The sequence below is a fragment of the Mesorhizobium sp. B2-1-8 genome (assembly GCF_006442545.2).
Classification (GTDB): Bacteria; Pseudomonadota; Alphaproteobacteria; order Rhizobiales; family Rhizobiaceae; genus Mesorhizobium.
This window is the reverse complement of the sequence record NZ_CP083952.1, coordinates 1,682,777-1,696,618: the sequence shown is the minus strand read 5'-3', so window position 1 is coordinate 1,696,618 and position 13,842 is coordinate 1,682,777. Positions and strand designations below refer to the sequence as shown.

12 protein-coding genes are annotated in these 13,842 nt (G+C 64.8%); 7 read left to right on the top strand and 5 right to left on the bottom strand.

Features of this window, described 5'->3' with window-relative positions; genetic code table 11:
• Window positions 1-24: 24 nt before the first annotated feature.
• On the bottom strand, window positions 25-1,215 hold the full coding sequence (locus FJ970_RS08320; protein ID WP_227792052.1) for a M24 family metallopeptidase: 1,191 nt from the start codon (window positions 1,213-1,215) through the stop codon (window positions 25-27).
• A 363-nt stretch (window positions 1,216-1,578) separates the two neighbouring features.
• On the opposite strand from FJ970_RS08320, the gene FJ970_RS08315 reads away from it, so the two are divergent.
• The 5 genes from FJ970_RS08315 (at window position 1,579) to FJ970_RS08295 (ending at window position 6,918) form a co-directional block, all read left to right on the top strand.
• Window positions 1,579-3,189 carry an ABC transporter substrate-binding protein gene (locus FJ970_RS08315; RefSeq protein ID WP_140765344.1) on the top strand — a complete coding sequence of 537 codons (1,611 nt, stop codon included), beginning with the start codon at window positions 1,579-1,581 and terminating at the stop codon, window positions 3,187-3,189.
• A 273-nt stretch (window positions 3,190-3,462) separates the two neighbouring features.
• On the top strand, window positions 3,463-4,449 hold the full coding sequence (locus tag FJ970_RS08310) for an ABC transporter permease (protein WP_140765346.1): 987 nt from the start codon (window positions 3,463-3,465) through the stop codon (window positions 4,447-4,449).
• Window positions 4,446-5,276: an ABC transporter permease gene (locus FJ970_RS08305; protein WP_140765348.1), complete on the top strand. Its 831-nt coding sequence runs from the start codon at window positions 4,446-4,448 to the stop codon at window positions 5,274-5,276. Before FJ970_RS08310 ends, FJ970_RS08305 begins: the two co-directional genes overlap by 4 nt.
• Window positions 5,273-6,148 (top strand): ABC transporter ATP-binding protein, encoded by an 876-nt coding sequence (locus tag FJ970_RS08300; protein WP_140765350.1) that lies wholly within the window; start codon window positions 5,273-5,275, stop codon window positions 6,146-6,148. Before FJ970_RS08305 ends, FJ970_RS08300 begins: the two co-directional genes overlap by 4 nt.
• A complete protein-coding gene (locus FJ970_RS08295) occupies window positions 6,145-6,918 on the top strand; it encodes an ABC transporter ATP-binding protein (RefSeq protein ID WP_140765352.1) in 774 nt (257 codons plus the stop codon). The genes FJ970_RS08300 and FJ970_RS08295 overlap by 4 nt, the downstream gene beginning before the upstream one ends.
• 37 nt (window positions 6,919-6,955) lie before the next feature.
• Here FJ970_RS08295 and FJ970_RS08290 read toward each other — a convergent pair whose 3' ends face one another.
• The 4 genes from FJ970_RS08290 to FJ970_RS08275 all read right to left on the bottom strand — a co-directional run bounded on the left by FJ970_RS08290 (window position 6,956) and on the right by FJ970_RS08275 (window position 11,186).
• The gene (locus FJ970_RS08290) at window positions 6,956-7,711 is read right to left on the bottom strand and encodes an ATP-binding cassette domain-containing protein (RefSeq protein WP_140765354.1); all 756 of its coding nucleotides are present in this window, start codon (window positions 7,709-7,711) and stop codon (window positions 6,956-6,958) included.
• Window positions 7,704-8,765, bottom strand: a complete 1,062-nt coding sequence (locus FJ970_RS08285) for an ABC transporter permease subunit (protein WP_140765356.1) — start codon at window positions 8,763-8,765, stop codon at window positions 7,704-7,706. Before FJ970_RS08285 ends, FJ970_RS08290 begins: the two co-directional genes overlap by 8 nt.
• Before the next feature lie 101 nt (window positions 8,766-8,866).
• On the bottom strand, window positions 8,867-9,844 hold the full coding sequence (locus FJ970_RS08280) for an ABC transporter substrate-binding protein (RefSeq protein WP_140765358.1): 978 nt from the start codon (window positions 9,842-9,844) through the stop codon (window positions 8,867-8,869).
• Between the two features lie 436 nt (window positions 9,845-10,280).
• Window positions 10,281-11,186 (bottom strand): sugar-binding transcriptional regulator, encoded by a 906-nt coding sequence (locus FJ970_RS08275; RefSeq protein ID WP_140765360.1) that lies wholly within the window; start codon window positions 11,184-11,186, stop codon window positions 10,281-10,283.
• Between the two features lie 266 nt (window positions 11,187-11,452).
• On the opposite strand from FJ970_RS08275, the gene FJ970_RS08270 reads away from it, so the two are divergent.
• Window positions 11,453-12,361 (top strand): tagatose-bisphosphate aldolase, encoded by a 909-nt coding sequence (locus FJ970_RS08270; RefSeq protein ID WP_140765362.1) that lies wholly within the window; start codon window positions 11,453-11,455, stop codon window positions 12,359-12,361.
• A gap of 34 nt (window positions 12,362-12,395) precedes the next feature.
• Entirely contained in the window at window positions 12,396-13,835 is a 1,440-nt protein-coding gene (locus tag FJ970_RS08265; RefSeq protein ID WP_140765364.1) for an ROK family protein, read from the top strand.
• The last annotated feature ends 7 nt before the right edge of the window (window positions 13,836-13,842 follow it).

The following is a 13,842-nucleotide window of genomic DNA, read 5'->3' as shown; positions in this document are numbered from 1 at the left end:
TGAGGGGCAGCGCTGACCTCCGGATTAGGCCGTCCCACCCCTATTCCAGCCCCTGCCCCTATCCCCGAACATCACATAGCCGCTCTCGGTCACCGCAAGCGTATCTTCCAGCTTGATGAAGCCGCGCGTCGGGTGAAGCATGGTGGTCTCCACCGACAGCACCATGTTTTTCTCCAGCGGTTTGGCCGCGTAGGTGCCTTCATAAGTCACCGGATGGTTGGTCATCAGGAACGGCGCCTCATGCGTGATCAGGCCCATGCCGTGGGCGAAGAAATCCGTGTAGGGCGCGACCTTGGATTTCTTCAGCACGCCCTCGGCGTGGGAAATCATGTCGCCGCCTAGCGTGCCTGCCCTGACCTTCGAGAAGGCCGCCTGCTGCACTGTCTCGACCTCGGCCAGCAGATCTTCCAGCTCGGCGTCCGGTTCGCCTAGAATGCCCATCCTGCAGAGGTCGCCGATATAGCCGTGATAATTGCCGCCGGAATCGATCGACAGCACCTCGCCATTCTTCCACGCCTGGCTTGATGAAGCGCGGTTGTGGCTCGAGCCCAGCGTCAGCAGGCAATATTCGAAATGCGCGCCGCGATTGGTCTCCTCGCGCCGGAGCTGTTCGATCATCTCGGCTTTGGTCGTGCCCTCGTGCGCCCAGGCGATGGTCGCCAGCATGGAATCGGTGATCAGTTCGGAGGCCGTGCGCAGCTTTTCGAGCTCGGCTTCGGTCTTGATGGCACGCATGCGCTCCAGCATGTCGGTCGCGTCGATCAGCTTGGCGTCGGGCAGCGCCTTGCGGATCAGCGCATAGGCGTCCGACGGCAGGAAACCGGGCTCGATACCGATGCGGGCATCGCCCTTGCCTATCTTTCTGACATGCTCGACGGCAAGATTGGCGGCGTCGAGCGTGCCCCAGCAGGCGGCATGCAGCGTCGGCGTCCAGAACGGATGGTTCTGGTGCTCGCCCCCCTCCATGCGGTTGCCGATATAGGCCGCATGATCCGGCCCGCCCTTCTCGTAGACGACGATTGGCAAGTAGCGGCTGTGGCCGATCGCATCCATGGCCGCGAAGAAGATGAACTTGTAACCGCCCAGCAGATATTGCGTGTTGTGCTTGGAGGTCGCGAGCAGCACGTCGATGCCGGCCTCCTCCATCAGCCGATCGACCCTCGCCTGATCGAACGGGATGTTGCTGGCGGCATTCTTGCCCGGCGCAACGTTCATCACTCTCTCCCTGAATTGCCCGGGATCGGCGCTGTTTCGCACCCGATCCGCTGGCCCGCGATCAAATCTGCACCATTTTTCTCATTCTGGTCTAGCCAGAAACGTGACGACGGCCGCATTCAGGCGGTACCAAGCCATTATTCGTCCACATATCCGCAAATCTGGTCCTACCAGAAACCTGAATTGAATGAACCTATGCCAAACTGGTCCAGCGGACGGAAATTTCAAAGCCAAGCAATGATGCGCCAATTCCGTCTCTGGCGAAACCCTCGGCAAGGCTCATAATCCCCGCCGCAGGATGCCGATGCACGCGCCGGCGTTCGAGGTCGCGCCCGGTCGGGTCGCGCGGAGAGGACGGAGTTCATGTCAGGTTTCACCATTTCCAGACGCACCATGCTTACCGGCTCGGCAATGCTGCTGGCCTCCACGTCCATGCCGGCACTGGCCTGGGCACAGACGCCGAAGAAGGGCGGCCGGCTCGTGCTTGCCGCCGATTCCGAGCCGCGCAACCTCAACCCAGCGATCGTCGCCTCCAACGGCGTCTTCTTCATCTCCAGCAAGATCGTCGAGACGCTGGCCGAAGCCTCCTTCGACGGCAAGGATGGGCTTGCGCCACGGCTGGCGGTGAGCTGGGAAGGGGCCGCCGACGGGCTCTCGGCGACGTTCAAGCTGCGCGAAGGCGTCAAATGGCATGACGGCAAGCCATTCACTTCGGCCGACGTCGCCTTCTCGGCGCTGCAGATCTGGAAGCCGCTGCAGAATCTCGGCCGCACCGTGTTCGAGGACCTCAGCGCGGTCGACACACCGGACGATCTGACCGCAGTGTTCAAGTTCGCCAAGCCAACGCCGTTCCAGCTGATCCGAAACGCCTTGCCGGCGTTGTCCAGCGTCGTGCCGAAGCACGTCTACGAAGTCGGCAAGATCGAGGACAACCCCGCCAACAACGCGCCGATCGGTACCGGTCCGTTCAAGTTCGGCGAGTACAAGGCCGGCCAGTATTACCGGCTGACGAAGAACACCGACTACTGGGGCAAGGACGAGCCCTATCTCGATGAGATCATCTATCAGGTCCTGCCCGACCGTACCTCGGCCGCTGCCGCGCTGGAGGCCGAGGAAATCCAGCTCGCGGCTTTCTCCGCCGTGCCGCTGGCCGACCTCGACCGCATTTCCAAGGTTCCCGGCCTGAAGGTCATCACCAAGGGCTATGAGGGGCTGACCTACCAGCTCGTGGTCGAGATCAACCATCGCCGCAAGGAACTGGCCAACCTCAAGGTGCGCCAAGCCATCGCGCATGCCATCGACAAGGACTTCGTCGTCAAGACGGTGTTCCTCGGCTATGCCGCCACCGCCACCGGCCCGGTGCCGAAGAACAATCCGCAATTCTACACCGCGGACGTGCCGACCTATGCTTTCGATGTCGCCAAGGCCAACGCCCTGCTCGACGAAGCCGGCTATAAGAAAGGCGCCGATGGCAACCGCTTCTCGCTCAAGCTCTTGCCCGCCCCCTATTTCAACGAAACAAAACAGTTCGGCGACTATCTGCGCCAGGCGCTCGCGGCAATAGGCATCGATGCGCAACTGGTCAACAACGACTCTGCCGCGCACATTAAGGCGGTCTACACCGACCACGCCTTCGACCTCGCGGTCGGCCCGCCGGTCTTCCGCGGCGACCCGGCGATCTCGACCACCATCCTGGTGCAGAGCGGCATCCCCGATGGCGTGCCGTTCTCCAACCAGGGCGGCTACAAAAACCCTGCGCTCGACGCGCTGATCACCAAGGCCTCGGAAACGCTGGACACAGCGGCGCGCACCGACCTCTATAAGGAGTTCCAGAAGCAAGTCGCCGCGGACCTGCCCCTGATCAACGTCGCTGAATGGAGTTTTATCAGTGTGGCCAGTGACAAGCTCGGCAACATCGCCAACAACCCGCGCTGGGCGGTTTCGAACTGGGCGGACACGTATTTGGAGTCGTGACACACTCACGCGGATGAGAGTTCGCGAGAGAATGGGAGCTTGGGCAAAAGCCGAGTTCCTTCACACCCCCCTCTGTCCTGCCGGACATCTCCCCCGCAAGGGGGGAGATCAGCAGCTTGTCCGCCTCGCCAATTCCGCAACGTCGGCGATTGGCGAAACCGTTGATTATAGCCAATCTCCCCCCTTGCGGGGGAGATGTCCGGCAGGACAGAGGGGGGTGCCTGGGCTCGGCATTTCTTATAGCCAGCCGCGCGCCAAACCTCCAAGGCGCGCATGACCCGCGCCCTCATCCTCCTCCGCCGCCGCCTCGTCGGCAGCATCTTTGTACTGCTGATCGTCGTCGTCGGCACCTTCCTTTTGCTCGAAGCTGCCCAGGGCGACGCAGTCGACGCCTACATCGTCTCGACCGGCGGGGACGCCGGCATGATCGAGCTGTTGCGCCACCGCTGGGGCCTTGACCAGTCGGAGCTGACGCGGCTCGCCAACTACCTCTGGGCATTGCTGCATCTCGATCTCGGCCAGTCCGTCACCTTCTCCAGGCCGATCCGCGACGTCATCCTCGAACGCCTCCCGACCACGCTCATCCTGATGGTCAGCGCCACCGCGCTCTCCTTCGGCCTCGGCTCGGCGCTCGGCATCTATGCCGGCGCAAGGCCCGGCGGTTTGCGCGACCGTTTTCTCTCCGTCGCCTCGCTGGCGCTCTACGCGGTGCCCGGCTTCTGGCTCGGGCTGGTGCTGATCCTAGTCTTCGCCGTCGAGCTGCGCTGGTTGCCGATCGGCGGTGTCGAGACCCTGGCCTCGGACAAGACCGGTCTCGACCGCTCCGCCGACATCGCCATCCATCTGGCGTTGCCGGTTTGCGCACTCGGCTTCATCTATCTGGCGCTCTATCTGCGCATGATGCGCGCCGGCATGGCCGAGGTCTGGCGCCAGGATTTCGTGCTGGCCGCGCGCGCCAGGGGGCTATCGCGCCGCCGCATCGTGCTCGCCCATGTCGCCCGCAACGCACTGCTGCCGCTGATCACCATGCTCGGTCTGCAATCGGCGCAGATGCTGGGCGGCAGCGTCGTCATCGAGAGTGTCTTTGCCATGCCCGGCCTCGGCCGGCTGGCGCAGGAAGCGGTGGCCGCGCGCGACACCCCCTTGCTGCTTGGCATCATCCTCACAAGCGCCATCCTCGTCATCCTCATCAACCTGCTCGTCGACATTGCCTATGCCTTTCTCGATCCACGCGTCGGCGCCAGCGAGGCGGGCGCATGAACCGCCTGCGCCGTTTCCTGCGCACGCCCGAAGCGGTTGCCGGCACCATCCTTCTGACGGTGCTGTTCGCCATGGCGCTGTCGGCCTCGCTACTGTTTCCCGCGGACCCACAGGCCATTGCCGGCCCCGCGCTGCTGCCGCCATTCCAGGATTGGTCGCTGCCGCTCGGCACCGACCGGCTCGGCCGCGACGTACTGGCCGAATTGTTCCACGGCGCCCGCACCTCGCTGGCTGTCGGCCTCGCCGCGGCCGCCGCGGCCCTTGTCATCGGCGCGGTCGTCGGGACGCTGGCCGGCTTTGCCGGCGGCCTCGTCGACGAGGTGCTGATGCGCATCACCGACGCGTTCCAGACCGTGCCTGGTTTCCTGCTGGCGCTGGCCTTCGTCAGCGTGGTTGGCCCGTCGCTCGGCGTCGTCGTCGTGGCGATAGCACTCGGCACCTGGACGGGGCCGGCGCGCATTGCGCGCGCGGAAGTGTTGTCGATCCGCGAGCGCGACTATGTCGCCGGTGCCCGCGTCATCGGCATGCATCCACTGGAGATCGCCTTTCGCGAAGTGCTGCCCAACGCCTTGCCGCCGGTGCTGGCGATGTCATCGGTGATCGTCGCCGCCGCGATCCTCACCGAAGCGGCATTGTCCTTTCTAGGCCTCGGCGATCCCAACCGCGTCACCTGGGGCGGCATGATCGCGGAAGGCCGCACTGTCTTGCGCACCGCGCCCTTCCTGTCGATCGTCCCCGGCATCGCGCTGGTGCTGACGGTACTGGGCGTCTATCTCGCCGGCGAAGGCATCGTCGAGACGACGGCCGTGCGCAGGGGCCTGTCATGACGGTGCTGGCGTCGATCCGCGATCTGGCGGTGACCTACCGCCGCGAAGGTAGCGAGGTGGCGGCGCTGAAGAACGTCAGCCTCGATGTCCAGGTAGGCGAACGGCTGGCGATTATCGGCGAAAGCGGATCGGGCAAGAGCACGCTGGCGCTGGCGGTCGCGGGGTTGTTACCGAAGTCTGCCAGGATTGGCGGCGGCATCGAATGGTTCTCCCTTTCATCGTTAGGTGCCAAGGCGCCTCCCTCTGAGAGAGGCCTCGTAGGGCGCGGGGGGCAAAAGTCTGCCGTCAAGCCAAACCATACCCCCCTCGGCGGCCGAGACATCGGCTTCATTTTCCAGGACCCATCCGCCAGCCTCGACCCGGTGATGACCGTCGGCAAACAGATCGCGGAGGTAGTGCGCACCCATCTTGGCCTCGGCTGGCCAGCATCTTACGCCAGGGCAAAGACACTGCTCGAACGCGTCCGCCTGCCCGATCCGGACTCCGCACTGCGCGCCTTCCCGCACCAGCTTTCCGGCGGTCAGAAGCAGCGTGTGGCGATTGCAGCCGCGATTGCAGCCGGGCCGAAACTGCTGATCGCCGACGAGGCGACCAGCGCGCTCGACACCATCGTGCAGGCCGAGATCGTCGCGCTGATCCGACAACTGGTGGCCGAGGACGGCATGACGCTGCTCTTCATCAGCCACGACATAGCGCTCGCCGCCGAGCTTGCCGAACGCATCGCCGTATTTCGTCATGGCGACCTGGTCGAACTCGGCGGCACCGGGCAAATCGTCAATGCGCCGACGCAAGCCTATACACGCGCGCTGCTCGACGCCCATATCGGCCTCGACGCCGAGCCCTTGCTGAACCGAAGCAGGCTGAATGCATGAGCCTGCTGACGGTGTCCAATCTCACCAAACGCTATAGTCGCGGCGGCAAGGCACTCGCCGCGGTCGACGATGTCTCCTTTCATATCGAGCCCGGCGAAACACTGGCGCTGGCAGGCCCTTCCGGCAGCGGCAAGTCGACCATCGCGCGGCTGGTGCTGCGACTGATCGAGCCCGATGGCGGACGCCTCGAATTCGAAGGCGATGATTTCCTTGCCTTGCGCGGCGCGGCCTTGCGTGCGCGCCGCGCCCGCCTGCAGATGGTGTTTCAGGATCCGCTCGCCGCCTTCAACCCGCGCGCCACGGTGGCGCGCGTCCTCGACGACCCCTTGCGCATTCATGGCGTCGCCCCACGCTCCGAGCGCCCGCGCCGCATCGCTGCCTTGCTGGAGCGGGTCGGCCTGGCGGCCGATCTCGCGCCGCGCGCCATCCATGAAATCTCCGGCGGTCAGCGGCAGCGCGTGGCGATTGCCCGCGCCATCGCCACGAAACCGTCGCTGATCGTACTCGACGAAGCGGTGTCGGCGCTCGATGTCTCGGTGCGCGGCCAGATCCTCGCCCTCCTGCTCGACCTGCAGCGCGAGGAACGGATCGCCTATCTCTTCATTTCACATGACCTCGGCGTCGTCCGGGCGGTCGCCCACCGTGTCATCCTACTCGATGCCGGACGGATTGCGGAGAGCGGTGCCCAAACCGTCATCGACGCACCGCAATCGGTCGTCGGCAAGGCATTGGTGGCGGCTGCGCCTAGATTGAACAGAAACAGACCATGATCCGGTCTTCGAACAAGATCACACCGAGAGAACCCCCCTATCCCCCGACCATCAGCCGGACGACCTCATCATGGTTGGTCTCGGAGATCTTGCGCTCGCCGGCCTGGACGCCGCGCCGCAGCACGACGATGCGGTCGGAGACAGCAAAGATATCCTGCAGATTATGCGAGATGAAGATCACGCCGCGTCCTTGCGCCTTGAGCTGGTGGATCAGCGAAATCACCTTGCGCTGCTCCGGCACGCCCAATGCCGCCGTCGGTTCGTCCATGATGAGGATCTGCGCGTCCCAGTAGACGGCGCGGCCGATGGCGACGGCCTGGCGCTGGCCGCCGGAGAAATTGCTGACCGGGGCGTTCATCCGGCTGACGTGGAAATCCAGCCGCTTCATCGTTTCCCTGGCGGCGTCTGCCATGGCCTTGCGGTCGAGTACCGGCAGGAAGCCGAACGCCTTGCGCATCGGTTCGCGGCCAAGGAAGATGTTGGCGCCGATCGACAGATTGTCGGCCAGAGCCAGATCCTGGTAGATCGTCTCGATACCCTTTTCGCGCGCCTCCTGCGGCGTCGCGAAAGCCACCGGTTGGCCACCGAGCAGTATTTCGCCGCCTGTCGGTTGGAACACGCCCGAGATCGCCTTGATCAGCGTCGTCTTGCCGGCGCCGTTATCGCCGGCAAGCGCCACCACTTCGCCCGGCCGCACGGCCATGGAGAAATCGCTGAGCGCACGCACGGCGCCGAAATGCTTGGACAGGTTGCGGACTTCGAGCAAGGGAGTGTTCTGGTCGGTGCTATTCATCCTGGCGGCCTCCACTGAACCGGCGCTGCGCCTGGTCTATGAGCACGGAAATGATGATGACGACGCCGACGGCGATGAACTGCCAGAACGGCTCGACATTGACGAAGACCAGCCCGTACTGGATCACCGCGATCACCAGAGCGCCGGCGACCGTGCCCAGGATCGTGCCGGAGCCGCCGAACAGGCTGGCGCCGCCGATCACCACAGCAGCGACGCTGTCGAGCAGCAGAGGCTCGCCGGCTTGCGCCGCACCGGCGGTGAAGCGCGCCGCGTAGAGCGCCCCGCCAAGGCCGGCGCACATCGCCGACAGCACATAGAGCCGCAATATGTGGCCCCTGATATCGATACCGGCGCGCCGCGCCGCCTGCACATTGGCGCCGATGGCATAATTGTGCTGGCCGAACCGCGTCTGGCTGAGCAGATAGTGCATCACGATGACGAAGACGGCAGCGATCATGACCAGATAAGGCACGCCGTAAAACTTGCCGTTGCCGAGCAGAGCGAACCAGGAATTCTGCACCGGCACCGTCGTGCCGCCGGCAAGCAGGAAGGCGACACCGCGCGCGACGCCGAACATGCCGAGCGTACCGATGAACGGCGGCACCCTGAGACGCGAGATCAGCAGACCATTGATGACCCCGGGCAAGCCAGCGACGATCACGGCGGCGAGAATGCCCGCCAGCATGGCCAGCGGCAAGGGAATGGCGGCGCCCGCCAGATTGGTGGCATGCGCGGCAACGACGGCGGCAAGCCCCATGATGAAGCCGAGCGACAGGTCGATGCCGCCCGAAATGATGACGAAGGTCTGTCCGGTCGCCAGCAGCAGCGGCGCTATCGCGAAGATCGCGATGGATTGCAGATTGAACGGGTTGAGCACGAACGTCGCGCCGAAGGCGAACCTCGACCATATCTCGAAACAGATGATCAGGCCGGCGAGGAACAGCCAGGCGCGCCCTTCGGCGATGCGTCCGATCAGGGTCCTGGCCGGATCGCCATGATCGGCCTGGGGGGCGACATGCTTCTCGGCCGATTGGGCTGGTGATGTCGAGGTCATGAGTACTCCGCGGCGCGGCTGCCTTCAAACAGGCCCCGCCTTTTGCGGGACCCGGCACGAACTCCCCCCGGCGAACCGGGGGGAGCCAAGCTCGTCTGGACCTACTCGGAGTAGAGATACTTCGAGATCTTCGGGTCCGCGATGTTGGACTTGTCCATGATCGTGAAGCCGGTGCCGATCGTGACCGGGATCGACTGGCCGGTCAGATGGGCATAGGCCGAAACGACCCCGAAATAACCGATCTCGGCGGGATGCTGGGCGATTGCCACATCCACGAGGCCGGTGTTGATGTTGTCGACGATGCTGGTCGGCGCGTCGAAGGCAACGACCTTGACGGTTCCCGTCTGGCCCGCCTGCTTGACGCCGTTGGCGGCACCCAGTGCCGAGAACAGGTTGGCGCCGAACACGCCGACGAGATCGGGATTGCGCGCGAAGACGGCCTGCAGCTGCGAGGCCGCCTTGTTGGCGTCGTCGTCATTGAATTGGGTCTCCAGCACGGTGATGCCCGTATGCTTGGCCATCTCCTTCTTGAAACCCTCTTCGCGCTGGTCGGTGGTCGAAATGCCCGGCTTGACGTTCGACACGTAGACCTTGCCCTTGTCGCCGATGGCGGCGGCTAGCGCGCGCGCGGCGATCTCGCCACCCAGCACATTGTCCGAGGCAATGTAGGCCAGCGGGAAATCGGCATCGCCGGCACCCGTCTGGTAGACGCCGCTACCGATGAACGTATCGACTGTTATGACCGGGATGCCGGCGTCATTGGCCTTGCGCAGCGGCTCGACCAGCTGAACCTTGTCGGTCGGCGCGATCAGGATCGCGTCCGGCTTCTTGGCGATGACCGCGTCGAGCACCGGCACCTGGGTGACCGGGTTGAAGTCCGGAGCACCTTGGAAGACCAGATTCACGCCGAGCGCGTCGGCGGCTGCCTGGGCACCCTTGCGCATGGTGATGTAAAAACCGTCGGTGGTGAGGCCCGGAATGAGCGCAATGGTGTATTTCTTGTCCTGCGCCTGCGCGGGCGCCATCAGCACCGTCGCGCTGACGGCAAGCGCCGCGAGCGCGGCAACGATCTTCTTCATGACATCCTCCTCATTGTTGGCAGTTCTGCCGTTTTCGGTGACATTGGAATGGCCGTCATCCGCGCGGAGGCAGGATGCCGACGGCCGGGAACGCCTGTTGCCTTTCGCGGGCAGCTCCTCCCAAGCGCCCTCCAGTCTAAATGTCAGCCGGTCCAGCCGACCGGCACAATCGCCGTACTCGCTTTCCTCGCCTCCGCAAGGTCAGGGAACCACCGCGCCCGGCATGCCTGCACGTCGGGTCCGCATTTTGTAACACTTTGCAGAAATAAATTGCAACTCGGTTTTTCCGAGGCCGCAACGCCGGCTTTTTCCAGACACCATATGACTGTTCCTCGGAGCCCCGGCGAACTATCGTCCCGACTCTCCGGCGACACAATCGATTTCGCAACGACTTCTCTCCGTGCGACAGCGCGGCATCAGTCCGGCATATCCGCCGCTATCGCGTTGCAAGAACCGCGAGGATAGCCTGCGCCGTCTTGGTATCCGTTACCAGCGCGTTGATCAGCCGGGCGCGAGCGGCGCCAATAATGGCCGTCGCTTTTTCCGGCGAGGCGGCGACGCCGATAACCAACGGCACGGCGCGAAGCTGCGCCGGCGACATGGCGATCATCCGGCTCTCCCCTTCCCAGGCGATCAGCGCGCCTTCCGGATCGAAGTAATGACGCAGCACGTCGCCAGCCGCATGGACCAGCGCCTGCTCGGTCGGCGTCGCGGCACTCGCCTCGGGGGGGTTGATGGCGTGCGGCAGGCCAATGCCGACGATCGCCACATCGGTCCTCTCCCACAGCGCGACGGCATCGCGGATGGTGGCGTCTCCGAGGAAGACCTCACGCAGCTCGCTCGACGGCAGATAGGGAGCGTGGATGAAGTGCGGTGTGCCGCCGAACTCCTCCGCGGCAAGCCGCACGAATTCGTTGACCTGGAAATGCGCCGCGTGCTGCTGCATGCCGCCGGTTGCGGCCACCGTCAGCACGCCCGGCATACGCGGCAGGCCGGCTCGAATGACCTCGCGCACGGCGCGCCCCCAGCCGATGGCGACGACGGAACCGGCCACCATCTGCGCCTGCCTGAGCAAAGCGCCGAGCGGCGCGGAAAGCGCCGTCAGCGCGCCCGCCGCCGGCGTCTCGACAACGGCGGCGTCCCGCAATTTCAACCCGTCGACCAGTTGCCTGGTGATATCCTCCGGCGTCGCCAGGTCGATGACCTCGATGCGCACGATGCCCTCCGCTCGCGCCCGCTGCAGCAGGCGCGAAATCGTCGCGGTGGAGACACCGAGCTGCCGCGCTATATCGACCTGCGACATCTCCTCCACGTAGTGCAGCTTGGCAACCGTGTGCAGCATCGTGCGCGATGCGGTCGCGTCCTGGACGGAGGGAACAGACAGCTTGCAATTCCTTTCAGCAACGTGTTACACACGTATACGCCGATGGGAGTTATCGCGCAAATCCGGCGAACTCGCAACTTTGAGGGCCACGCCGGCAAGGCTGCTTATCCCAGCGGCCGGCGATGCATCAGGCGGCAAAATCTTCCTGCCGGCAGGCGGGCAAACTGACCATTGTTCCACGGGATCAGCGCCGTCGGCGCGCCAACATCGGACAGAAGAAAACCATGACGAAGATGACCACCGCGGAACTGCGCGGCTACCAGCAGATATGCGGCAAGGATGGAGCCATGGTGGCCATCGCCTGCGACCAGCGCGGCGGCATGCGCACCTTGCTGGCGTCGGACCCCGAGGACCAGGCCAGGATCACCAACGACATGCTCGGCGACACCAAGGCCGACATCACGCGCTACCTCGCAAGTGCGGCCTCCTGTGTACTGCTCGACCCGCTCTGCGCGGTGCCGCGGGTTGTGGACGAGGGCGTGCTGAACCGGGATACCGCACTCCTCATCGGCCTCGACGCGTCCGGTTTCGACGTCTCGCCGGAAGGCTACCGCCTGTCGCGGCTGGTTCCCGGCATCGATGCGCGGCGCGTGCGCGAACTCGGCGGCACGGGTGGCAAGATCATGGTCTATCTGCGGGCCGACAAGCCGCAAGCCAACGAACACAACATCGCCATCCTGCGCCAATGCATCGCCGATTTCGGCAAGGAGGACTTGCTGCTCGTCGTCGAATTCCTGACCTACCAGCTCGAAGGGGAAAGCCCCGAGGACTATGCGGCCAAGACGCCCTGGCTGGTAGAGGAAGGTACGAGGATTTCGCTGGAATGCGGCGCGAAGGTGTTGAAGCTTCCCTACCCCGGAACGCCGGAAGCCTGCGCCACCATCACGGAAATGGCCGGCGAAGTGCCGTGGGCCGTACTTTCGGCTGGCGTCAATCACGCCACCTTCCTCGGCCAGGTCGAGATCGCCATGCAGAATGGCGCCTCCGGTGTGATCGCCGGCCGTTCGCTGTGGAAGGACTGCATCTCGCTCGATCGTGACATTCAGCGCGAAAGGCTTGAGACTATCGCGGTGCCGCGACTACGCGAGATCCAAGCTGTGATCGGGCACTATCGGCGGAAGGTCGCGGCCTGATATCCTGTTGGATCACCGGCACGTGCAGGATGTCATGCCACAAAAGTCGATGGCCATAGGGATCGATATCGGCGGCACCAATTTGCGTGCCGCCCGCATCTCGGGCAAAGGTGAAATCCTCAAACGTCTTTCCGAGAAGAGCACGCCCGACCCGGAGCTGGTGCTTGGCCGCATCGCTGACATGGTGCGCCTTCTCGATACGCCTGATGTGGCGGCCATCGGCGTCGGCGTTCCCGGCCGCGTCGACGCGCGCCGCGGCGCGGTCCTGTCGGGAGGCTATGTCAATCTCGCCTCGGTCGCGCTCGCGCAGCGGCTGGAAAGCATGACCGGCAAGCCTGTCATTCTCGACAATGACTGCAACATGGCGCTGGCCGCCGAGATGGCCCTTGGCGCCGGTAGGGGCCATGACAACATCGTCATGTTCACCATCGGCACCGGCATTGGTGGCGCCGTCATCCAGAACCGACGGATCATGCGCGGCCGGGCAACGGCGGGGCAACTTGGCCACATCACCGTCGACGTTAACGGCGAAGTCTGCGCCTGCGAGCGGCGCGGCTGTGTCGAAACCACCAGTTCCGGCACGGCACTTGGCCGCCACATCGCGCGCGCCGGCTTGGGTCCCGACGTTTCGGTCGACCAGCTCTTTGCCCGTGACGCGGCCGGCGATATCAAGGCGCGCGGCATACTGGAAGCCTGGGCAAGACCGCTGCGCGCGGCGATCGATACCACCGTCGCCATGTTCGACCCCGATCTCGTCCTGCTTGGCGGTGGGCTTGGCCTGGCGGCACACAGAGCGCTCGACCACGCGCCGGCGTTGGCGCCGTGGTACCAATGCCCGGTAGCGCCGGCGCAGCTCGGCGACGATGCCGGTGTGATCGGCGCCGCGCTCCAGGCGCTTTCGGCGCCGACATCGCTTGCCGTTCAGCCTGGCCGCGCCAGACGCGCCGTGCTCGTCAACGGCATCCCGGCCAGCGGCAAGAGCACGGTGTCGCGCGGCATCGCCGATCGCATGGGATGGCCGCTGCTTGCACTCGACACGATCAAGAACCCATTCCTCGAAGTGCTCGGCGGCGCCGACCGCGAATTCAATCGCACGCTCGGCCGCGCCAGCTACCAGGCAATCTGGTCAGTGGTCGGCGACGCTCCGGCCGACAGCACCTTCATCGTCGATGCCTGGTTCGGCTTCCAGCCGCGGCAAGTGCTCGAAGATCATCTGCGCAAGGCCGGCGTCGAACACACCGTCGAAATCTGGTGCCACGCGCCCGGCGAGCTTCTGGCCGAACGTTATGGCGCCCGGCTCGGTCAGCGTCTCCCCGGCCATCCCGGCGCTGCCTACATCCCTGAACTGATAGAACTGGCCAAGCGCGCCGAACCGCTACGGCGCGGACCGCTGTTCGACGTCGATACGACGCAGCCGATCGACTTCGACGCCATCGCCGCATGGCTGCGCGCGGCCTTGGCCAGTGGCGCCTGAGCCGGTG

What these genes read in the sequence shown, in the direction of transcription:
- FJ970_RS08320 (WP_227792052.1), bottom strand. Translation starts at nt 1,215, where the DNA reads ATGAACGTTGCGCCGGGCAAGAATGCCGCCAGCAACATCCCGTTCGAT.
- FJ970_RS08315 (WP_140765344.1), top strand. Translation starts at nt 1,579, where the DNA reads ATGTCAGGTTTCACCATTTCCAGACGCACCATGCTTACCGGCTCGGCA.
- FJ970_RS08310 (WP_140765346.1), top strand. Translation starts at nt 3,463, where the DNA reads ATGACCCGCGCCCTCATCCTCCTCCGCCGCCGCCTCGTCGGCAGCATC.
- FJ970_RS08305 (WP_140765348.1), top strand. Translation starts at nt 4,446, where the DNA reads ATGAACCGCCTGCGCCGTTTCCTGCGCACGCCCGAAGCGGTTGCCGGC.
- FJ970_RS08300 (WP_140765350.1), top strand. Translation starts at nt 5,273, where the DNA reads ATGACGGTGCTGGCGTCGATCCGCGATCTGGCGGTGACCTACCGCCGC.
- FJ970_RS08295 (WP_140765352.1), top strand. Translation starts at nt 6,145, where the DNA reads ATGAGCCTGCTGACGGTGTCCAATCTCACCAAACGCTATAGTCGCGGC.
- FJ970_RS08290 (WP_140765354.1), bottom strand. Translation starts at nt 7,711, where the DNA reads ATGAATAGCACCGACCAGAACACTCCCTTGCTCGAAGTCCGCAACCTG.
- FJ970_RS08285 (WP_140765356.1), bottom strand. Translation starts at nt 8,765, where the DNA reads ATGACCTCGACATCACCAGCCCAATCGGCCGAGAAGCATGTCGCCCCC.
- FJ970_RS08280 (WP_140765358.1), bottom strand. Translation starts at nt 9,844, where the DNA reads ATGAAGAAGATCGTTGCCGCGCTCGCGGCGCTTGCCGTCAGCGCGACG.
- FJ970_RS08275 (WP_140765360.1), bottom strand. Translation starts at nt 11,186, where the DNA reads ATGCTGCACACGGTTGCCAAGCTGCACTACGTGGAGGAGATGTCGCAG.
- FJ970_RS08270 (WP_140765362.1), top strand. Translation starts at nt 11,453, where the DNA reads ATGACGAAGATGACCACCGCGGAACTGCGCGGCTACCAGCAGATATGC.
- FJ970_RS08265 (WP_140765364.1), top strand. Translation starts at nt 12,396, where the DNA reads ATGCCACAAAAGTCGATGGCCATAGGGATCGATATCGGCGGCACCAAT.